This is a genomic window from Flagellimonas lutimaris, assembly GCF_003581615.1.
In the GTDB taxonomy this organism is placed as follows: domain Bacteria; phylum Bacteroidota; class Bacteroidia; order Flavobacteriales; family Flavobacteriaceae; genus Flagellimonas; species Flagellimonas lutimaris.
In genome coordinates, this window is the sequence record NZ_QXFH01000072.1 from 150386 (window position 1) to 172572 (window position 22187).

Consider the following 22187-nt stretch of genomic DNA (forward strand, 5'->3'; position numbering starts at 1 on the left):
GTTATCGGCTTGTGTATGGCTCGTTGCGGAAAATCATAACTGATTTTCCGCCGTAACCGAAAGATAGCAAATTGCGGCTGAATTCCTAATCGGAATTCAGCCGCAATGAGTTATACACGTCTTAAGTTTGATTCTCTTTAAATTCAGTACAAATCAGTCTATAAGCTGTATAATACTCAATATCATTATAGATATTTGATTCCATATGATTTAGTTCGCTAATCACTAATTCGTTGTCAGCACATTTTCTTTTCAAGCAACCTCCAAAAAAATCAAAATCCATTGGATTGCGTTTTGTAGCAATTTTTCCAAGCTCAAAGTGATAGGTCACTGGTCTTTACTCTTCAGTTAGTTCTATTTTGCTAGCATCGATAAATTTTATCGAATCGAAAATAGGTTTTTCAATGTTGTTTTTCTTGATTTCTTTTCTAGGTTCAAAAAGTTCAATTACATATTCTTTTTTCTCTTTTAAACTGCTTTTCAAATCGTAGTAGAATTTATCAATCAAATTTTGGTATCTTCTATGTTCGTCTTTTCGTGCATAAACTTTTTTTAACGATTCTTTGTTGTAAATGAAATCATATTCAAAAATAGATTCATAAAATATAGACGAAATTTTTAGAATTTCCTCAAAGCTTTTTTTGTCTGTAAGATTCTCTATATTTTCAATTTCTTTGACAAATTCAATAATATTTGTTTTAACTTATTGAGAATTTCGTCGAAATATTTGTTCAAAAAATCCTTGTGTCTTTCAATAATTTCTGACACAGGATATTCCATTGATTCAAATTTATAATTATTGTCTTTATGATATCGTAAATAGACAATTTTATCACTTCCTCCATTGTAGCCAAATAGGAAAGAAGAAATGAATTGTCCGTTGTGTTTTCTGATTGGGTGACCAACTAATTCATTCCTTATCTCTCGATTTATAGAATAGTTAAAATCTTTTTTTAAATCGCCTTTTTCAATTCCGCATTTAAAAATTAGCAATAATTCTTCTATAAAATCCTGCTGTACGTAAATACTTTGTAAAAGGCTGATTTGATTTGAAAATCTACCTGAATATGAATTTGATTCTCCATCGCTGAATATAATGTCAAAAGTATCTTGAAAATAACCTAAAATATCTCCAAAATAGTTAGTCCTTACTTCAGGGGTGAATTTTATTTTTCTTTTGAAAAAGTCATATTCCCAAATGAAGTGATTCCAAATGTCCGCTATGCGGTCAAGTTTATATCTTACTTCTTCTTTCAAATTCGGGCTGTTTTTTCAGCTTGCACATAACGTTAAAAGATATGAATCGTTTCAATACTTCGACTTCGCTCAGCACAAAGTGATTTATATCAACCGATACTGAATCAAGTTCAGCAGAAGTAAAGAAGTTAACAGAAAAAACTTACAAGTATTTGCGGTTTTCCGTAAGTACTCAACACTTTTATCAACAGTACTGCATTGGTATAGGGGCGGTAGGTATTAATCAGACGTTTTTATACATCCGGCTTGTTTGGCTCAAAGGCCACATCCAATCGCTGTACTTTTGGGTGTTTTTCCGGCGTTAGCGTAAAAAAGATGTTCACTTTCCCGTTTTTGGCCTGTAGGGTATAGCGTCCCCGTAGCTGGTTTATGGGGTGCAGGTCACCAACCGCTTCAATGGCCCCGGCTTTTTCTAAAACCTTTTGGATCGCTGCCCTTCTTTTTTCTCGCGATCGGTCCAAATAAAAATTCTCGGCCAAGATCTGCTCCTCCAAAGCGGGTTCCCATTGCTGGATCAGTTGGGTAATCTGTTCTTGTCGTTCCAATAGCACATCGGAGGCTGGTAATTTCCGTGGCTGTAGATCGGCCGTCTCGAACAATAATGTACTAAGCTCATTTAACGACCAAGGCGAGGTATAGGTAAGGTTGCAAAAGGCCATAATGCCCACGCCATACTCGGGGTAAAAGGTATAGTTGCTGCCAAAGCCGGGCAACGCGCCACCATGCGAGACCCTTTTAAGCCCATTGCAGTATTCCGTAATGCCCAATCCAAAGCCGTAGCCGGCCAAAATAGCACAGTCGTCACCCTTATAATCTTTTGCATTGGCGTACAACCTTGGGAACTGTGGCGTCTGCATTTCGCGCAACGAACTTCGTTTTATGGGGCCGTTGTCATCATCGTTCCGTGGAGGCCATGCCGAAAGGTGAAAACTCACATATTTACTAAAATCGGCTATAGAGGAAATGAGTCCTCCCATGGCACCAAAAGAGCCGTCGTGGAGCATGGGTTCCAGTTTCCATTGTTCATCTTCCCAGCGATACCCGATGGCCAGTTGTTCTTCGGGAATGCCTTCGTATTCCCAATAGGTGTGATTCATGCCCAAGGGCTTAAAAATATTTTGGGTGATATAGTCCTGAAAGGGCATCCCAGAAACCTTGGAAACAATATGCCCTAAAAGGGCATACCCGGTATTGCTGTATTCGTACTCGTAGGAAGGAACATTGGAAAAGGAGATGCCTTCATCCACAAGATCGATCAACATGTGATCGGGTTCGTCCAACTGGCGGTCGCCCCAAGGATTGTCCTCGGGAAACCCGGCCGTCATGGTCAACAGGTTTTCAATGGCTATGGTCGGTGCATCCTTGGTCAGGAAGGTGAGCTTCGACATTTCGGGAACGTACTTGCTAACAGGATCGTTCAGCGATAGTTTTCCTTCATCCCTAAGCTTTATAATGGCCATTGCGGTAAAACTTTTGGTCATGGAGGCTATTCGGAAAGCGGATGAGGGCGAAGCGGGAATCTCCTTCTCAAGGTTCAGGTATCCGGTGGCAGCGGTAAACACCAATTCATTGTCCACTACAATGCCGAAGGCAACACCCGGTAAATGCTCGGCCTTGGCATGCTCCTCGATGGATTGCTGTAGCTCGGGTGCAATTTGTTTGATTTTTTCTATCCGATCATCGGGGACAAAAATCGGAGCTTTGTACGATTCGGAATAGGCATGGGCCGGACTTTCGACTATTGTTTCGGGGGTTTGTTTTGTATTGCAGGAGAAAAGGCTGATTACCAAACAGACGGCGGCAATTGGAGAGAGTAAGTGTTTCATTCTTTTAGTGTTAATGATGCATGTTGTTAAAGATAGGATTCATTTTATAATGAATGGGAGGATTTAATATCGCCAAAGGTTACCATTTGGATGTTGTTCTTTTGGAGGGTTGCTTTGGTATTATCGCTGGTAAAAAAATCAAAGTCCTGTTGTCGCCACTCCGAACCAAAATTGGGATGGTTGATAGTTATGCCCTGCATTTCGTGCTCGTCAAAGGCGGGATGGATCAAAATAAGATTGAGGCCTGGGCCAAGATTTTCCAAAACGGATTGGTAGTAGGCGGCCAACCCATCATTTTCAAAATACTGGAACTCGCCCACATAGGTATGGCCAATTACAAAGTCATTTTTTTTAATGTGGGTTTTGGGATTCAGACCTACCATTTGCATCACTTGCTCATTCACCAAAACGGAAAGATTGTAATGCTCGCCCAAACGTTTATAGATTTTTAAATACTCTGCATGGGCACCCACACTGTACATATGGGAATCGATATGGGTAGGGGCGAGGCCATAATTCAGGGCTTTTTCTATCTGTGCCCGAAGTTCTTTTTCCACATCTTCGGGAGTTGCATTTTCGCGCAATTGTTCTCTTTTTTTAAAGAAATGTCCGTGCTCGTCCACCAAACTGGGCACTTCGGAAACGGGCAATACGGGCCCAAAACGGTAATTTTCCCATTCGCAGGTAAGGGTCAGGTGAATCCCGAGGTCGTATTGCGTGTTGTTTTTGGCAAACCTGGCCATTTCAAGAAACCACGGACAGGGGACCATAATGCTATAGGAATTCACGATACCTTTTTCCAACGCTTGAATAGTAGCTTGATTTTCGGAATGCGAAAGGCCGGCATCGTCTGCGTGGATAATCAATAATTTGGTGTTCTTGTCAAATCCCAATCGTTGTGCTGTATTCATTCCTAGTGCTGTAAATGTTTATTCTTTTGAAAGGTACTGTACCGAAAAATACCGAATTCTTTCGGAATTGACCATAAAAAAAGCCGGTAGCAATGTGCCACTGGCTTCCTTAAAATTATTTTTTAATCGGTTTTAAATCAAGGCTTACTCTTTCAACTGTAAAAACCGTTGGGCGTTGTCGTGAAAAATTTTTCGCTTGTCGCTTTCGGTCAAAAAATCGTAGCTGTTCAATTGGTCGATACTTTTTTTAATGGCATGGGGCCACACCATTTGGTCGGAGCCGTACATAACTTTGTCGATAAGACCATATTTTTTGGCTTTTCGCAAAAATTGCTCTGCATAATACTTAGGTTGCTCGTCCACCCACAATATCACTCCCAAATCTGAATATAGTTGGGAATACTGGAGCATTAGGCGTAGGGCGTTTTCATAAAATACCTCCCCTGCGTGCATCAGATAGATTTGCAGTTTTGGGTGTTTGGCCAGCACATCTTCTAAAGTAAGGGGGTCTCCTAGTCTTAATCTAAAATTGGGGCAACATCGGGTCGTAATATCGGAAGGGCCGCCACCGGTATGTACCGCAACAGGAATGTTATAGCGCTCGCAGATGTCTAAATAAGGTTCAAATTCGGGGTCGGACAGGGTGTAACCATCATACACGGCTCCGATTTCCCCGAAAATTTTGAGTTTCCCCGATGTGATCAATGCTTTAAAGGCCACGGTATCTTTTGGAGGGGAGTTGGTGTAATATCCGGGAATTAAAATGCCTTCGTCGTCCAAGGTGTAGTTTCCGCCAATGGTGCTCACTACTGCTTTGGTAATGTTGTTTTCTTTGAGCGCTTTAAAGAGTTCTATTTTGTAGGTTTCATAATCTTTGGGCGAAAAAACACCATCCGGGGCGGGAGCCACGTAATAGGTTTGTTCGGTATAATCGTGTAGGTGCATATCAATAATGGGTGGACCATAGGTTTGGGAGTAACTTAGAACGGGTAGCAGCAATGCCAATACGATTTTTTTCATTTTGAGTTTGATTTATGGCACAGTAACCGGGCAACGGATTTTGTACAGTGCCTTTTACTTAGGGGGAAGTTGTTGTAAGTAACAAAAAATAAATGAAAATTATACCTATTCAGGGTGTTAGGTGCTCTCTTCACTTGAGCCAAAGAAAAAAGCCAGTAGCAACATGCTACTGGCTTTTCATAATATATTTTATTAGGTTCTCTATTCCTTAACCTCAGGCTTTTCGGTAAACGGGGTTATTCCAAAAGCCGGGTACACTTCGGAGGGGTAGTAAAAGGTTCCGCCGCGCGATACCATGGCAATGGTTTTAATGGCTTTAATATCCTCCACCGGGTTGCCGGGCACCAAGAAGAAATCTGCCAATTTTCCAGGTTCTATGCTTCCCAAACTTTCGTGCCCTAAGTATTGCGCCATATCGTAGCTGGCCAATTTTAATACTTCGGCAGGGGTATAGCCCAATTGTTGGTTGTAAAGCTCCAGTTCGCGGTGCAGGTTAAAGGCGCCGCCCAAATCGGTTCCGGCGACAATTAAAATGCCTTTGTCCTTCATCATTTTCAAAGTCTCTACAATTTTATCGTAGGCTTCGCGGTAGGCTTTGTCCTCTTCATCGTCTGCAATCTGTGCCAAGGCCACTTTTAGGCTACGTTGCTCGTTGGGAGGCATGTGGTCCACATAATCCAAGGCACCCGGTGTTACCTCTCCGTTGCGGGAGAGCATCAAACGCTCGTGAATGGCCAGGGTAGGGTCCATCGCCGTTTCGTTGGCCACAAACAAATCCATGGTCTCTTGTACTTTGTCGCTGTTCAAATCCAATCCAGGAAAACGTTTCATGGCGGTCAAACGTAAAAGCGTACGGGTATCTTCCTCGGGTTCCAACACCCAGCCCAACATGGTCTGGTTAATGTGCGTCATTTCATCATAACCGGCGCGTAGCATGGCATTGGCGTTGGAGAAAGCTGGCACGTGACCGGTAACGACCAAGCCTTGGTCGTGCGCTTTTTTCACAATGGCAGGGGCCCAGTCGCCGTTCATGCTATTGTACAGTTTTACGCCGTAAAAGCCGAGGCTGTCATACGCATCCACAGCGGCCAAAGCCTCTTCTTGGCTTTCCACCAAAATTCCGTTGTTGCTGTTGTAAGGGCTTTTCCCTTCAATAAACCCAAGGCGTGTAACGCGGGGTCCGGCCAATACACCGGAGTTGATTTTTTCAATGAGGTTACTGAGTACTTCGGTGTTGTTTCCCATATCGCGGAAAGAGGTCACTCCCGCCAAAATGTTCAACAAGGCACCGTTGTCGCCTGTGTGGGCATGCATTTCGTACAGTCCGGGAACTAAAGTCCCCCCGTTGCCCTCGATGACTACTTCGCCCTCGCCAGTGGCATCGGCTGCTTCAATAGCTGATATTTTTTCACCTTCTACCATTACAGAAACCGGGTCGGTCAAGGATAAGGTCTTAGGGTCAAATACTTTTACGTTTTTGACACGCACTTTTTTGTCGTAGTTGTTGGCGTATTCTTTTTGAAGTTTTTCATAACGTTCGGCGGAATAGTTTTCGGCCAATTCGCGCAAGCCTTTTTCTTCTGCTTCGTAACCATCCCGAATCACAATGTATCTCGGAGAGATTGCTGCAAAGAACGCTTTGTTTGCATCCATGATAAAATAAGAGGGATTCATTTCGGCACCGGAAAGGGCATAGGTGGTCAAGGCCAATTCGCCTTCACCTGATGCATTTGGAACGGTCAAATCTTCCATTTTGGTCAGGGTCAAATTCCCAGCAGGAAGTACGGGCAAAGTGTTCTCGGGGGCATCCAAAAGCAAGCGTGCCGCCAAAACTGCCGTGTAAGGGCTTCCAAATTGGTTTACGTAAATCTGTGGGGCATCCACAGAGGCACTTCCAGAACCTGTGGCATCCGCCCAAGAGGCTTCTCCACTCTCGAGGGAGAACTGCTCGTTAACGGCATTACCAAAGGTGGTGTTTCCGCTTACTTCCCAGTTTACAGGATAGCCTTCGGCATTCAGCACGATGGTTTCTTTCATGGTCGGGCCACGACCGTTGTTTTTGTAATCGTAATCGATATTAATGGTATCACCAGAAGTGTTGGCTTTTAAATAGCCTACTTTGGTCTCGCTGATGATCACGGAGTAGTTTTCCTCTCCTTGATGGTCTACCAAGGACGATTTGGGTTCTGTTTTACAGGAATAGCCGGCCATTAAGACTAGACCGACAAGGAATAATTTAAGTTTCATAGGGATGGTTTAAGTTAGAGGTTGAAGGTAGCGAATTTTGGTAGTTATTTTGGGTGCTACTGGCTATTTCAAGCTCACTTCGAGCACAAAATCCGCTTGGTCGTAATCACGATTTTCGGGAAGCGCTACCAAGGTGCCGTAGGAATCGGTGCTGTGTTTCAGTTTTTTCTTCGATTGAAAATCAATCACGCTTTTAACATTGCCAGCTATGGTCGGAAAAAAGAAATTATCGGTTTTCCAATCCATAATATGGATATAGATTTTATCGTCTTTATGGGTTGATACCCCCCAACTTTGCGGTGGAATAGGTCCGCCTCGGGTTCCGTAGATGGTTTCGCCATAGGTCGAGGTCCAATCACCAATAACTTTTAGAGTATCTATAAATTCGGGTTGAATTTTTCCGTTGGGCATGGGGCCGACATTTAAAAGAAAGTTGGAATTGTAGCCTGCTGCTTTCACCAAATATTGAATTAGCTCCTTGGAGGATTTATAGGCTTTGTCTTGCAGGGAAAAACCCCACCGTTGTGCCATGGTCTCGGCAGTTTCGAGGGGTAGGTTGCCCACCTCGGAATCGCCACTGAAACCTCTTTTGTTTTCGCCGGGCAGGTCTTTTTCAAACATTTGAAAGTCTTCACCCGGGTTGGGTGCTTGATGGTGGTTACTTCCTATCATGGCTTGCGGCTGTAACTCATGGATGAGGTCGTAAGTTTTCCGAAGTTGCCAGTTGGCTTCCTTTTTATCCCACCAGCCATCAAACCAAATACCTCCAATCTCTGCATAATTGGTCAGCAATTCGGTGAGTTGACCGTTCATATAATCTAGATAGTTTTCCCAATTGCCATTATTGGGTCTTCCAGCTTTCTGTCCCGTACCCCCTCTGGGGTAATAGTCGTTATGGTACCAATCCAATTGCGAATAATAGAAAAACAGTTTTAGGCCATGTTTTTTGCAGGCTTCGGCCATTTGTTTGATGACATCTTTTTGGTAAACCGTTCTATCCATAATATCCCAGTCAGATATCTTACTATCAAACATGGCAAAACCATCGTGGTGTTTGGTGGTTATGGTAATGTATTTCATGCCTGCCGATTTGGCCATCAATACCCATTCTTCAGCGTCAAATTCGGTAGGGTTAAAAAACGCAGGTATTTTTTCATAAGTCTTTTTGTCTATGGATTGCGTTTCCATCATCCATTCGTGCACACCCAGAACGGAATACACGCCCCAATGGATAAACATCCCGAATTTGGCATCTTGGAACCATTCCCTGTTCTCTAAATTTTCAGGGGCAGGATTGTATTCTTGAGCGGAGGAGAAATTGGTGCAAACCAATAAAATCAATGCGGGGATTATACATTTTTTCATACGGTTGGTATTTTGGTTGGTATGGGCAAACAAGTTACTTAAAAGATGATAGAAATTTGATGGATTGTAATATGTAGTTTGTTTACGATGAGCAATGAGCAATACTCTGTACCCTTCGACTCCGCTCAGGGTCCATGTTTAAAATGAGCAATCATCCAAGAATCCATCAACCATCAACCCTTTGCGATAACTCCCAACAAATCACTATCTTTGCGCCCCTAAAACGCAAGGCTGGCATATGAACAAAAAGGTTGCATTTTACACTCTGGGCTGTAAGCTTAATTTCTCCGAAACCTCTACGATTGCGCGAGGTTTTGAAAAGGAGGAGTTTGAGCGTGTGGACTTTTCCGAAAAAGCGGATGTGTATGTAATCAATACCTGTTCTGTGACCGAAAATGCGGATAAGCGTTTTAAAACTATTGTAAAGCAAGCCCAAAAAGCCAATCCAGAAGCTTTTGTGGCTGCGGTGGGCTGCTATGCCCAGCTCAAACCCGAAGAATTAGCTGCTGTGGATGGTGTGGATTTGGTACTTGGGGCCACAGAAAAATTCAAGATTACCGATTACCTAAACGACCTTGCCAAAAATGATAGGGGGGAGGTACATTCCTGTGAGATAGAAGAAGCCGATTTTTATGTGGGCAGTTATGCCATTGGTGACCGTACCCGTGCCTTTTTGAAGGTTCAGGATGGTTGTGATTATAAATGCACGTATTGTACCATTCCGTTGGCGCGAGGGATTTCACGTAGCGATTCTTTGGACAATGTGCTGAACAATGCCAAAGAAATTGCATCAAAAGACATCAAAGAAATCGTTTTAACAGGCGTGAACATTGGAGACTACGGAAAAGGGGAGTTCGGCAATAAAAAGCACGAACATACTTTTTTGGATTTGGTAAAGGCCTTGGATACCATTGATGGTATTCACCGCCTTCGTATCTCTTCCATTGAGCCGAATTTGCTAAAGAACGAGACGATAGATTTTGTGGTTCAGAGTAATTCCTTTGTGCCTCATTTTCACGTACCGTTGCAGAGTGGGAGCGATGATATCTTAAAAAAGATGCGCCGCCGTTATTTATCCAATTTATATGTGGATAGGGTAAAGCGTATTAAAACCGCGATGCCACATGCCTGCATTGGGGTGGATGTAATTGTTGGCTTCCCAGGAGAAACCGACGAACATTTCTTGGAGACTTATCATTTCTTGAACGAATTGGATATTTCTTACCTACACGTTTTTACGTATTCCGAAAGGGATAATACCGTGGCTGCCGAAATGGACGAAGTGGTTCCTAAAAAAGTACGTAGCAAGCGCAGTAAGATGCTCCGCGGACTATCAGCTAAAAAACGAAGGGCTTTTTATGAGAGTCAGTTGGGGAGTATACGGACCGTTTTGTTCGAAGGGGAAAACAAAAAAGGCTACATCCATGGGTTCACAGAAAACTATGTAAAGGTGAAAGCTCCTTGGAATCCTACTTTGGTGAACACCTTGCACCAAGTGGAACTTACCGATATTGACGATGATGGCTTGGTTCGGTTTGAGTTTGTTACCAACGAAGTATTGGCATAAAAAAACCTCCTAATTTAGGAGGATTTAAATACTTTACTAATGGTTAGCAGTATCAGATACGGATACCAACTGGTAACATTTCTTTGTATTGCCTATTTTTTCTTAAAAAACCTGCAATTTGAGGGCTGGTAGGTACGACTCTAAGGTCGTTTTCCTGAATTTCGTTTAAAACGGCTTTGATAAATTCCTCTTTAAAACCCTCTTTTGTAATTTCTTCCGGAATAACCAGTTTGGTTAAAAATACTTTGCGCTCCTGTGAAGAGTACTCAATTTTGGCTAAATGCCCATTGACCTTAGTTTCAAATTGACGTAAGAAACTATTGTCAGTGATTTCCAATGTTGTCATATAGTACTTGTTTTTTTAATGACTCTGTGGAAGTACCCTGAAGGGTAATTCCGTAATCCCCTGATTAAAAAAATGTGTTCATTTGGCGGGGTAAGCTGCAAAAGGGATACAAAAGTAGTCAAAATATTGCTAATTTCCTAGTCCTTGTCGATATTTGGTGCGATATGTCCGACAATAAAATCCATGTTTACCTAATGCCGGGAATGGCTGCCAATTCTTCTATTTTTGAAGACATCAAACTTCCCGAAAATCAATTTGAAATCCATACTTTGGACTGGTTTGTCCCTGAAAAGGGGATGGGTCTAACCGATTATGCGCAAAAGATGTGCGAAAACATACCCGAATCTGACCCTGTTTTGGTAGGGGTATCGTTTGGTGGCATGTTGGTGCAGGAGATGGCCAAAATCATCCCGACCCGAAAAGTTATTGTGGTATCCTCGGTGAAAAGCAAGCACGAGCTTCCCAAGAGAATGATTTTCGCCAAGTACACCAAGGTTCATAAATTGTTGCCCACGGGCTTAGTGAACAATGTGGAATTGTTGGCCAAATACGCTTTTGGTGAAACAGTGACCAAACGCCTGCACTTGTACGAGAAGTATTTATCGATACGCGACAAATATTATATCGATTGGTCCATTGATCAGATTGTGAATTGGAGTCAAGAGACTCCGTCCAAAAACGTAGTTCACATTCAAGGAGACCGGGATGCCGTTTTCCCAATAAGCAACATCAAGGATTGTATTCCGGTAAAAAATGGCACGCATACCATGATCATTCATCGGTATAGATGGTTTAATGAGCACCTCCCCACAATTATTTTGAAATAATTTCGTCTATATAATAGTATCTTTACATTATAACAAAAAAGGGAAGCGATGAAACAGATGAAGAACATTTTGGCTTTTATTGGATTGATTGCCGTTGTGAGCACGTTAATTTTTGCCGTGCAGTCGAATGAAGTAGAAGAAAAACCAGAGGTAAAGGAAAAGGAAACTACAGATAAAAATGTTGCGGATACTTACCAGATAAGTGCGATAGAAATTCCGGAAGATCTAAATTTTGCAGGAGAAACTGTGCCGCAAGAAGACCCTGAGATTATGGAGCGTGTGGATCGTGAGTTTTTGGTGAACACCTATTGGCAGTCGAATGCACTGTTATTGATGAAAAGGGCCAATAAATACTTCCCGATTATTGAGCCTATTCTTAAAAAGAATGGTATCCCTGATGATTTTAAATATTTGGCCGTTGCTGAGAGCGGTCTGCAAAATGTGGTCTCTCCTGCGGGCGCTACGGGTTTTTGGCAAATTATGAGGGGAACCGGGAGAGAATATGGTCTTGAAGTGAACGATAATGTAGATGAGCGTTACCATGTGGAAAAAGCGACCCAAGTAGCTTGTGATTATTTAAACAAATGGAAAGACCGTTTTGGTAGTTGGACTTTAACTGCTGCTGCATACAACGCGGGACCTGCTGGAGTACAAAAATATATGGATATTCAGCAAGTGGATGATTATTATGATTTGCTGTTAGGGCAAGAGACGGGACGCTACGTGTTTCGTATTTTGGCCATTAAAGAAATTATCTCCAACCGTGACAAGTACGGTTTTCAGCTAGATGAGGAGGATATGTATGCAAAGGTCCCCACATTTAAGGTAGAAGTGGATACGGCTGTGACCAGCTGGGCCGATTTCGCATCTCTTTACGAAATCAACTACAAAGTATTGAAACGCCACAACCCTTGGTTGCGCGAACCATACTTGAACAATTCCTCAAGAAAAAAGTACACTATCGAAATTCCGGACAAAGGGTATTACCGAGTGGGGAGTACTGGGAAGTAGGTTTTTAGTTTCCATTTTCCCGTAATATTCTTTTTAATATTTGAACAGAAAGTAAGGCGAAGGGAAATACTTTTCCACTTTTGGCAGTAATTCTGGCGAGATGTATCCCCAATCGATATAACCATCGTCGATAGCTTCTTGCGTAAGAATTTGCAAGTGCACATGGCAAAACCAACCGCCGCTGTCACTTTCTTCTCCAATATGGGCGAATTTTTGACCAGCCTTGATGTGGTCACCAGCATTTACCAAGTGCGGAGTTTTTAAGTGCCCATAGAAAGAATAAAAAACGACCCCGTTAATATCATGTTTTAGTACGATGTATCCTCCATAATTACCAACCGTAGTTTCTTTTCCTGTCTTATAGACCTCGGCATCCATCGGAGAATACATTGGAGTATTAAAAGGCACAATAATATCCAGACCTAAATGATAATACCGTTGTTCTTCAATAATATTTGGGTATGCTCTTAGGAGATTTTTCCGTTCTTCTAAATATTTGCCAATTCCCCATTGGAGGGAAGAGGCGTCCAATTCTTCAAAAACCATGGTGTTAAACTGCTTGAAATCAAAGAGGGGATATTCCAGCGTTTTTGGATTGTTGGATGAAAAATCAAAGATATATGGCCTTCCTTTTAAGAAATTACCAAATAATGGATAGATATTGACGCCATTAAGGCATAGTGGATAGTACATAGGTAAGTTTCGCAAAAATATAAACCTTCACAAATGTAGCTATAGAACGATTAGCTGAACATGAATTCGATGATTTTTAGTGAACGAGACAGAACTATAGTTATTGCTCCGTTGAGAATTCATAGAAATAGACGTAAAAATTTTACCATTGAAGCATTAAATCTCTTTGAATTAATATCGCCTAGGGTAATTTTATGATTTTTTTAAGAAAAGTAGTATACTTATGCACTTGAAATTTTTGGGAACATAAATTATGAAGAAAAGAATTATTGCCATTTGTCTTATTGCAGGGCTGCTTTTGGCTGGTTTTCAGATGGTCAACGACCAATTACACTTGCTACAATCCCCCGGCGTGGTGATTTCGGATTATGTAGAACCGGATTATGAACTTGGTCCAAGTCATGTTGATTCTCTATTGCCATTTCCTGATGTAAAAAAAGGAGAGCGTACTCCATTTGATCTTTGGCGATATGGGGGAAAGGGAAAAACATCGTTCACAACCCCTGATTTGCGCATGTCGTGGGAAGAGTGGTTGGCCTTTAATAAAAAGCAGAAGCCGGAACTTATGGTAGATGTGAGAGAATATATGGACTCACGTTACGATTTCAACGGTGAGGTATATGAAGGGAAATTCATGTCTGGAGGAAGAAATCCAATCATGAAAGGTCCGATTGCTAGATTGCCTAAAGGTGTTAAGTCCTTTGAGGAATTGTCCGAGCTTACGGCATTTGAGATCAGGGAAAGGGATTTGTTCCCTTTTAAACCTTTGGCTCATCCGTTGGCATCAACCGCTCATATGGTGTTTCCGGACAATTGGAACGAAGCCCATCCAGAGCATGTCAGAATCGATATGGATCATGACTTTCCAGTGGAATACCTACCCGAGTTCCCACCCCCGATGTTTTTGACAACACATAAGGAGTTGGGCGATGTAACCAAAGGCAGGGAGGTGACAATTGCCAATTACTACGAGATTTTCAACGGTCTTCTTACTCCAGAACAAATGGAGGGCTTAAAGGAACTGTTGCGTCCATCTCCAACCACATGGTTCAATCATACCACCCATAGGGTGACCGAGGCTCCCAGTGCCGGGGTATCCTGTTTTTCATGTCACGTAAACGGGCATACCAATGGTGCCTTTGAGCTTGGTCCGGATAGTCGTCCCAACTTAGCAAGGTTAAGAGTGGGAACACCGACCATGCGCGGAAATTATAATTTGATGCTGTTGTCCTCTAAAAGATCTATACGCAGTATGGACCACTTTGCAGAGGTTGAGGAATATTTTGATGGTGATCCGGGCATGCAACAACACATTGGTCCGCGTAGCCAAAAGAGAGAAGTAACTAATCGTATGGGAGACTTTAATTCCATCCTTGATTTTCCACCAGCACCTAAACTCGACGGTATGGGTAACTTGATTCCCGAAAAATCCACTAAGCAAGAATTGTTGGGACAGGAATTGTTCCGCGGGAAGGCCAAATGTGCTCAATGTCATTATGGTCCCGCTTTTGTAGATGATTATATGCACGATTTAAAAATAGAGCGTTTTTATAAAGGTAGGCCAGAGGGACCGATTAAAACTTTTCCTTTGAGAGGTATTAAAGATTCACCACCTTATCTTCACGATGATAGATTGCCTACTTTGGCTGATGCCACCGAGTTTTTTAATATCGTTCTAGAGTTAGATTTGACCAAAGAGGAGAAAGATGCCATTACTGCTTATATGATGTGTTTATAAGAACAATTGGGGCTATAGAAAGTATTATTTCTAAATAACAAAGAAGAATCATTTTTGTTTTATATAAGCTGTTTTTTAGATAAACATCTTTTCAAGGATTTTTTTACAAGGGCTATTCCTCTAATTCTTTATGTAATGCTGTCTTAAGAACTTGAATGTCCTGAATCAGTTCTTTGTTTCGGTCCATGCCGTTTTTTAAGAGTTGTGATTGCTCATATAAAATTGCTTCTAACTCAAGTAGGCTTTTGAGTGCAATCTTGTCGTCGCCAAAATATGCCAAAATTTTGGGCTGATTACCAATTCGGGTGGGCATGTCGGAACCTCCATAAAGTTTTTGGGTAATTATGCTCGCATTTGAAATAACAAGGTTTTGTGATTTGGTATAATCAATTAATCCAGATTGCTTGTATTTAAAATCAAGGATTTTATTTCGTATTTCAGTGGGAAATAATTTAATATCGCCTGTATTTATTAAAGTTGTGATGGTATTGGTGTTGGTCTCAAAATTCCAACCGTGCGCATTTTCGGTGGAAAACACCTTGCCAATCTCTGTTGATGCCTCCCAAAGGGAAAGTTCATTCTCTCTAAAGTTTTTCTGATAAGCTGCCAATCGAACAAAAAAGGAATCGATCAGCACATTTCCTTTATTCATTAGGAGCTCGTCTTTCTCAAGATCCTGCAATATCTGAACGTAATAGGATTTTTTAATTTCTTCGTTTTTTCTCTCGGTATTCCAATTGTTGATTTGCAAAGCAATCAAAATTCCTATGACAACAAGTATAATTTCTCCAATTGCGTATAGTAAATATTTCCTGATTTTGTTTTCAGAAAGTAATTGACGCCTGATTTTTCGATAGAATTTTATCATGACACTTAGATTGGTCATAGTGTAACATAACTATAAAGTAATAGAATGCTTTAATTAGCAATGACCTCTGAGTGAAGTTCGATAAATATTTTGGTAAAATCAAGCACAAAATGGAACAGGCCAATATTGTTGCAACTAGTGGCTACAAGTACTTTACCCATTTATTTAATGTAAAAATGGTTTAAAGCGGAAGAAGGTTACTAAATCTTCTTCATCTGCTGCTGCATCATCTTGATCTGGTCGGTAAGCATGTTGTTTTTATCCAGCTTCTTGGCCTCTTTTAACAATTGGGTGGCCTCACGTTTTCTACGTTTTTGCATGGCGATGCCCGCCAAGCTCAATTTGGCCATAGCTACATCATAATCCATGGTCAAACCAAATTTCAAAGCCTTTTTAAAGTACTTTTCGGCCTGCGTCAGGTTTTTTTGTGAGTAGATGATTCCGTGCAAGTAGTTAAAGTACCCTTGCTGTTTTTTGATTAGGGCAGCCTCCGGGTTCTTTATTTTATCAAGCCACCGTTGCACGCCATCCAAATCCTGCTTTCTCATTTTAAGAAAGGCCAAAAGGATAAACTCATTTCTAAAGTAAAGAAAAATGAATACGAGCGATAGCAAGATCAATGCAATTCCATTACCAATATTACCTTCCACAAACTGGTACACGGCATAAGCAATGATAAGAACGGCAATAACGAGCTTAATATTTTTATTGAACATATTGTCTAGTGATTTTTACCTAATGTTAAGCGCTGGCAAAAGTACTAAAAAGTTAATTAAATATTTTAAGTTTGGGCTTGCCAAAGTAAAAAGTCTTTGTATATTTGCGCCCAGAATTTTTTAGGGAAAACAAGTTTCCCGACATCAAAATCAATAAAACAGTTCGGAAATGAAAAGAACGTATCAACCATCCAAAAGAAAGAGAAGAAACAAGCATGGTTTTAGGGAGCGCATGGCGACTGCCAATGGTAGAAAAGTTCTTGCGAGAAGAAGAGCCAAGGGAAGAAAGAGATTGACTGTTTCCTCTGAGCCAAGACATAAAAAATAATGATAGTATTTATTATTTAATTTAAAGGTGTTACTTTTCCAGTAACACCTTTTTTTTGACATATAAGCAGATAACGAGAAACCCCTAAAGAAAATGCCCAAAAGAAAAGCTTTAAATTCCATTTTGATTATTGGTTCTGGCCCAATCATTATAGGTCAGGCATGTGAGTTCGATTATTCAGGTTCCCAAGCACTTAGGTCGCTTCGGGAGGATGGTATTGAAACTATTTTAATAAACAGTAACCCCGCCACTATTATGACGGACCCGACCATGGCGGACCACGTTTATCTAAAACCGTTGAATACCAAATCAATAGTCGAAATACTTAAAAATCATCCAAATATTGATGCTGTATTGCCTACTATGGGTGGACAAACAGCTTTGAACCTTTGTATTGAGGCCGATGAAAAAGGAATTTGGGAAGATTTTGGAGTAGAAATCATTGGGGTTGATATTGATGCCATTAATATTACCGAAGACCGAGAGAAGTTTAGGGAGTTGATGCTCAAGATAGGTGTGGGCATGCCGCCACAGGCTTCCGCAACATCGTTCCTGAAAGGAAAGGAAATCGCGCAAGAATTTGGTTTCCCATTGGTGATTAGGGCTTCTTTTACCCTTGGAGGTGCCGGTGCAGGTATCGTATATGACCCAGAACATTTTGATGATATGTTGAGCCATGGACTGGAAGTCTCTCCGATCCATGAGGTAATGATTGATAAAGCCTTGATGGGCTGGAAAGAATATGAGTTGGAGTTGCTACGTGACAAAAATGACAACGTAGTGATTATCTGTACCATCGAAAATATGGACCCCATGGGTATCCACACAGGGGATTCCATTACAGTAGCACCTGCCATGACCTTATCCGACAGAACGTTCCAACGCATGAGGGATATGGCCATCCACATGATGCGCAGTATAGGTGATTTCGCAGGAGGGTGTAACGTACAGTTTGCCGTCAGTCCGGATGAGAAAGAAGATATTATTGCAATCGAGATTAACCCAAGGGTATCCAGATCGTCTGCTTTGGCTTCCAAGGCAACAGGGTATCCGATTGCAAAAATCGCTGCTAAATTGGCTATTGGCTACACATTGGATGAGTTGGACAACCAAATCACCAAATCCACATCAGCTTTGTTTGAGCCAACTTTAGACTATGTAATCGTAAAAATACCACGTTGGAATTTTGATAAGTTTGAAGGTTCTGACAGAACTCTAGGTCTTCAGATGAAGTCCGTAGGAGAGGTGATGGGTATCGGACGATCGTTCCAGGAAGCCTTGCACAAAGCTACACAATCCCTCGAGATCAAACGAAATGGATTGGGCGCCGATGGGAAGGGGTACAAGGATTACGAAACCATTATTGAGAAATTAAGAGTGCCGAGTTGGGACAGGGTATTTGTGATTTACGATGCCATTCAACTCGGAATACCTTTAAAACGTATCCATGAAATCACCAAGATAGATATGTGGTTCCTAAAACAATACGAGGAATTGCATTTCTTGGAAATGGAAATATCAAAATACACCATAGAAAGCTTGCCCAAGGCGTTGTTATTGGAAGCAAAGCAGAAAGGTTTTGCCGATAGACAAATTGCCCACATGTTGGATTGCTACGAAAGCGAGGTACATAGCAAAAGAACCGACCTGAATATCAATCGTGTGTATAAATTGGTGGATACCTGTGCTGCTGAGTTCAAAGCGGTGACTCCATACTATTATTCTACTTTCGAAGAAGAAATAGAGACGGCCGACGGTACCAAATACGTGGCTAACGATAGTGTAGTTACCGATAAGAAAAAAGTGGTTGTACTAGGTTCGGGACCTAACCGGATCGGTCAGGGAATCGAGTTTGATTACTGTTGTGTGCACGGTGTTTTGGCGGCAGCCGAGTGTGGTTACGAAACCATCATGATCAACTGTAACCCAGAAACCGTTTCCACAGATTTTGACACGGCAGACAAATTATATTTTGAGCCCGTATTCTGGGAACACATCTACGATATTATCCTTCACGAAAAACCAGAAGGTGTAATTGTTCAGTTAGGAGGCCAAACCGCTTTAAAGCTTGCTGAAAAACTGGATAAATACGGAATCAACATCATTGGAACTAGCTTCCAATCTTTGGATTTGGCCGAAGATAGGGGAAGTTTCTCTACACTATTGAAAGAAAATGACATTCCTTATCCTAGATTTGGGGTGGCCGAAACTGCGGATGAAGCCTTGGACTTGGCCGAAGAGCTAAACTTTCCTTTGTTGGTAAGACCCTCCTACGTTCTTGGTGGACAAGGCATGAAAATCGTAATCAACAAAGAGGAGTTGGAAGCCCATGTGGTTGATTTGTTGAGAAAGATACCAAACAATAAATTGTTGTTGGACCACTACTTGGATGGCGCCATTGAAGCAGAGGCAGATGCCATTTGTGACGGTGAAGATGTCTACATCATTGGGATAATGGAACATATTGAACCGTGTGGAATCCATTCAGGTGATTCCAACGCCACATTACCACCGTTTAACTTAGGTGAGTTTGTATTACAACAAATTAAAGACCATACCAAAAAGATTGCTTTGGCATTGAATACGGTCGGATTAATCAATATTCAGTTTGCGGTCAAGGATGATACTGTGTACATTATCGAGGCCAACCCAAGGGCGTCTCGTACGGTTCCGTTTATTGCAAAAGCATACAAGGAACCATATGTGAACTACGCAACCAAAGTAATGTTGGGCGATAAGAAGATTAAGGACTTTGACTTTAAACCACATTTAGAAGGTTATGCGATAAAACAACCAGTATTCTCTTTTAACAAGTTCCCTAACGTGAACAAAAACTTGGGGCCTGAGATGAAGAGTACAGGGGAGAGCATCCTATTCATTGATAGCTTAAAAGATGATGAGTTTTACAACTTGTATGCGAGAAGAAAAATGTACTTGAGCAAGTAAATTTATTAACTAGTATAAAAACCTTTAAGGCGGTTTCCTAATCAATTAGTTCAAAAGATTCGGCAATCGTTTTAAAGGTTTTTTCATGTTCCATCTTTTTGTCTTTCAGGGTCCAAGCCATAATCATATATACCCTGTCGCCACCCTCAACAAAGGTCAAAAAATAGGAAATTTCGTTGGCAACACCTTCGATAGTGGCATCCAGTTCCATGGCTTCAGCATCCAATCCGTTTATTTTGATGGGCTTTGGATTGGATTTACTGTTGATTTCAGAACTGCGGGAGAGCAGTTGTAGTCTTGCCACCCTGTAGTTCTGTATAATGGAAAGTTCATTATCATATTGGTTCAAGTCTCGATATACTTCCTCAAAACCAGCTTTAGGTTCATCAATCACAAGAAGATATGCCTCTTTGAGCAGACTTTGATATTGCAAGGAAGCTTCTTCGTTCAATCCCGTGGTTCCTGTCATGAATTTAGGGATACTCATCCTATAATTCCCATCAATGGAAACAGTATGGAAAGTCTCAGTCCCCAAAACAGAATCATCTTTTTTGTTTTTTGAGTCAATACATGATGTTATGGGAAGAAAAATAACCGAAATGATGACGAAAAGGCGAATTTTCATATAGAAATTATTGTATTTCAAGTATAACGAAGATAAAATTTTAATGGTTGTGAATGTGCTAGACTGTTCAGTTTTCTATTAGACGTCACTTTTTTGAGACAAAACTCATTATTTCCTGAAATTTAATTTTACGGTAAATGGATTTTTCACCCCTCGCTACAAAATTTTCATCAAGAATAATAGCCAACAAATAAAATTTAACCAATATTAACAAGTACTATTTGTGTGAATAGTTTGGGTAAGCTAGTTTTGTTCCCCAAATGAAAAAGGCATTTGCAAAATATTTGTTTCCTCTATTCATCCTGTTATTGGGAGGATTCATTAATTTATATGCAGATTCGCAAGAAACTTCCTTAGCGGAAAATGCCTGTTATCTACAAAATTTAGAAAATCAGCATTCCTACGCTTCGTTCAATAGGATGCAATTGGGCCTAGAGAAAAGGCATTGCGCAGAAATTGACATTGAAGAACAAGAAGAACGTGAGGAAGAAGTAGCATCACATAGTTTTTCTTTAAAGTATGGCAGTTTTTTAACTGCCAATTTTTTTGACCCTTCTTGGGGCCAATTGTTTTTGGAATCTAACACCAATTGTGGGTTGTCACAACCCAAGTCCGCTTCATCCTTAAAGAAGCACGTTAGATTTCAGGTATTCCGAATTTAGAATTTTACTTTTTGTGAACTGAGCTTTGGGCTCTTTCGCAAACTTATACAACCCTTTGGGTAACAATCAATAACCAAGGGTAGGTCCCTTTATGCGGATTCGGACTTCCCTTGACCATTTCTAAACATTTTTTAAACCAATAAAACTATGAGGAGATTTTCCATCTTCATCGGCTTGTTTGTGGCATTGAGCTATACAAGTTGCGAATCCAAAAAACACGAAAACAAGGAAGAAACCAAGTATCTCGTATCAAGTCCTATTCAAAAGGACACTTCAATTACTAAAGATTATGTATGTCAAATCCATTCCATTAGACACATTGAACTTAGAGCTTTGGAAAAAGGATACCTACAGCATATTTATGTGGATGAAGGGCAACATGTAAAAAAAGGACAGCAAATGTTCCACATAATGCCCAATGTGTACGAGGCCGATCTGCAAAAAGCCAAAGCAGAGGCAGAGGTTGCTGAAATTGAATACAAGAACACCAAACTCTTGGCAGATGGCGATGTGGTATCTGCGAACGAACTGGCCATGGCCAAAGCAGAATACGATAGGGCCAAAGCAGAGGTTCGTTTGGCAGAAACCCATTTGGGGTTTACAGATATCCGGGCTCCGTTTGATGGAATAATGGATCATTTGGAAGTCAGAGAGGGAAGCCTTTTGGATGAGGGGGAATTATTGACCAACCTTTCCGACAACTCTAAAATGTGGGTCTACTTTAATGTTCCCGAGTCCGAGTATCTGGATTATATCATTAGTACTAAAAAGGATGAAAAACAAGAGGTAGAGCTTTTGATGGCAAACAACAAAAAATTCAACCAGCCCGGTGTCGTTGAGACCATTGAAGGTGAATTCAACCACGAAACAGGGAACATTGCCTTTAGGGCAACCTTTTCCAACCCTGATGGTATTTTAAGGCATGGTGAAACGGGAAGCATCTTAATGAGGGTGCCGTTGGACAAAGCCATGCTTATTCCACAAAAGGCAACTTTTGAAGTACTGGACAAAAAATATGTGTTTGTTATTGATGAGAACGATACGGTACAGCAGCGTGAAATTGAAGTAGGTGCCGAACTTCCACATCTATTTGTTGTGGAAAAAGGACTCTCTTTAAATGACAAAGTGCTCTTGGAAGGTATCCGAATGGTTAAAAGTGGAGAGAAAATTCACTACGATTTTGAGAAACCGGAATCCATACTGTCCAATCTTGAGCTGTACACTGAGTAACAAT

Annotated in this window: 20 protein-coding genes; 8 read left to right on the top strand and 12 right to left on the bottom strand. The window is 41.2% G+C overall.

From position 1 onward, the window contains the following. Nucleotides 1-337: 337 nt before the first annotated feature. The 7 genes from D2V08_RS17340 to D2V08_RS10515 all read right to left on the bottom strand — a co-directional run bounded on the left by D2V08_RS17340 (nt 338) and on the right by D2V08_RS10515 (nt 8626). A complete protein-coding gene (locus tag D2V08_RS17340) occupies nt 338-508 on the bottom strand; it encodes a hypothetical protein (RefSeq protein ID WP_182835523.1) in 171 nt (56 codons plus the stop codon). Nucleotides 509-657: 149 nt separating this feature from the next. Further along, on the bottom strand, nt 658-1257 hold the full coding sequence (locus tag D2V08_RS10490) for a hypothetical protein (RefSeq protein ID WP_119608115.1): 600 nt from the start codon (nt 1255-1257) through the stop codon (nt 658-660). Between the two features lie 233 nt (nt 1258-1490). Continuing rightward, nucleotides 1491-3083, bottom strand: a complete 1593-nt coding sequence (locus tag D2V08_RS10495) for a serine hydrolase domain-containing protein (protein WP_119608116.1) — start codon at nt 3081-3083, stop codon at nt 1491-1493. 44 nt (nt 3084-3127) lie between these two features. Beyond that, on the bottom strand, nt 3128-3994 hold the full coding sequence (locus tag D2V08_RS10500) for a polysaccharide deacetylase family protein (protein WP_119608117.1): 867 nt from the start codon (nt 3992-3994) through the stop codon (nt 3128-3130). A 144-nt stretch (nt 3995-4138) separates the two neighbouring features. Then, nucleotides 4139-5014, bottom strand: a complete 876-nt coding sequence (locus D2V08_RS10505; RefSeq protein WP_119608118.1) for an amidohydrolase family protein — start codon at nt 5012-5014, stop codon at nt 4139-4141. A gap of 201 nt (nt 5015-5215) precedes the next feature. Continuing rightward, nucleotides 5216-7261, bottom strand: coding sequence for an amidohydrolase family protein (locus D2V08_RS10510; protein ID WP_119608119.1), 2046 nt, complete (start codon nt 7259-7261; stop codon nt 5216-5218). Between the two features lie 63 nt (nt 7262-7324). Next, a complete protein-coding gene (locus D2V08_RS10515) occupies nt 7325-8626 on the bottom strand; it encodes an alpha-L-fucosidase (RefSeq protein WP_119608378.1) in 1302 nt (433 codons plus the stop codon). 238 nt (nt 8627-8864) lie between these two features. On the opposite strand from D2V08_RS10515, the gene mtaB reads away from it, so the two are divergent. Beyond that, complete coding sequence (gene mtaB / locus D2V08_RS10520) at nt 8865-10193, top strand: tRNA (N(6)-L-threonylcarbamoyladenosine(37)-C(2))-methylthiotransferase MtaB (protein WP_119608120.1); 1329 nt, start codon at nt 8865-8867, stop codon at nt 10191-10193. A 52-nt stretch (nt 10194-10245) separates the two neighbouring features. On the opposite strand, the gene D2V08_RS10525 is transcribed toward mtaB, so the two are convergent. Continuing rightward, entirely contained in the window at nt 10246-10539 is a 294-nt protein-coding gene (locus D2V08_RS10525; RefSeq protein ID WP_119608121.1) for a GNAT family N-acetyltransferase, read from the bottom strand. A 164-nt stretch (nt 10540-10703) separates the two neighbouring features. Between D2V08_RS10525 and D2V08_RS10530 the strand changes: the two genes are divergently transcribed. Beyond that, nucleotides 10704-11366: an alpha/beta hydrolase family protein gene (locus D2V08_RS10530; protein WP_119608122.1), complete on the top strand. Its 663-nt coding sequence runs from the start codon at nt 10704-10706 to the stop codon at nt 11364-11366. Nucleotides 11367-11414: 48 nt separating this feature from the next. Next, entirely contained in the window at nt 11415-12377 is a 963-nt protein-coding gene (locus D2V08_RS10535) for a lytic transglycosylase domain-containing protein (protein WP_119608123.1), read from the top strand. A gap of 33 nt (nt 12378-12410) precedes the next feature. Here D2V08_RS10535 and D2V08_RS10540 read toward each other — a convergent pair whose 3' ends face one another. Next, entirely contained in the window at nt 12411-13070 is a 660-nt protein-coding gene (locus tag D2V08_RS10540) for a peptidoglycan DD-metalloendopeptidase family protein (protein ID WP_119608124.1), read from the bottom strand. A gap of 253 nt (nt 13071-13323) precedes the next feature. Here D2V08_RS10540 and D2V08_RS10545 point away from each other — a divergent pair, with 253 nt between their 5' ends. Continuing rightward, the gene (locus D2V08_RS10545; protein WP_245980564.1) at nt 13324-14808 is read left to right on the top strand and encodes a cytochrome C; all 1485 of its coding nucleotides are present in this window, start codon (nt 13324-13326) and stop codon (nt 14806-14808) included. A gap of 112 nt (nt 14809-14920) precedes the next feature. On the opposite strand, the gene D2V08_RS10550 is transcribed toward D2V08_RS10545, so the two are convergent. Then, nucleotides 14921-15676 (bottom strand): DUF6090 family protein, encoded by a 756-nt coding sequence (locus tag D2V08_RS10550; protein ID WP_119608126.1) that lies wholly within the window; start codon nt 15674-15676, stop codon nt 14921-14923. Between the two features lie 200 nt (nt 15677-15876). Then, nucleotides 15877-16392 (bottom strand): DUF2892 domain-containing protein, encoded by a 516-nt coding sequence (locus D2V08_RS10555; RefSeq protein ID WP_119608127.1) that lies wholly within the window; start codon nt 16390-16392, stop codon nt 15877-15879. Between the two features lie 169 nt (nt 16393-16561). Here D2V08_RS10555 and rpmH point away from each other — a divergent pair, with 169 nt between their 5' ends. Then, nucleotides 16562-16720: a 50S ribosomal protein L34 gene (gene rpmH / locus D2V08_RS10560; protein WP_072882462.1), complete on the top strand. Its 159-nt coding sequence runs from the start codon at nt 16562-16564 to the stop codon at nt 16718-16720. Nucleotides 16721-16813: 93 nt separating this feature from the next. Beyond that, entirely contained in the window at nt 16814-19666 is a 2853-nt protein-coding gene (gene carB, locus D2V08_RS10565; protein ID WP_119608128.1) for a carbamoyl-phosphate synthase large subunit, read from the top strand. 37 nt (nt 19667-19703) lie between these two features. On the opposite strand, the gene D2V08_RS10570 is transcribed toward carB, so the two are convergent. Continuing rightward, nucleotides 19704-20291 (bottom strand): hypothetical protein, encoded by a 588-nt coding sequence (locus D2V08_RS10570; protein WP_119608129.1) that lies wholly within the window; start codon nt 20289-20291, stop codon nt 19704-19706. Between the two features lie 260 nt (nt 20292-20551). On the opposite strand from D2V08_RS10570, the gene D2V08_RS10575 reads away from it, so the two are divergent. After that, nucleotides 20552-20953, top strand: a complete 402-nt coding sequence (locus tag D2V08_RS10575; RefSeq protein ID WP_119608130.1) for a hypothetical protein — start codon at nt 20552-20554, stop codon at nt 20951-20953. A 147-nt stretch (nt 20954-21100) separates the two neighbouring features. Then, nucleotides 21101-22183 carry an efflux RND transporter periplasmic adaptor subunit gene (locus D2V08_RS10580; protein WP_119608131.1) on the top strand — a complete coding sequence of 361 codons (1083 nt, stop codon included), beginning with the start codon at nt 21101-21103 and terminating at the stop codon, nt 22181-22183. Nucleotides 22184-22187: the final 4 nt, after the last annotated feature.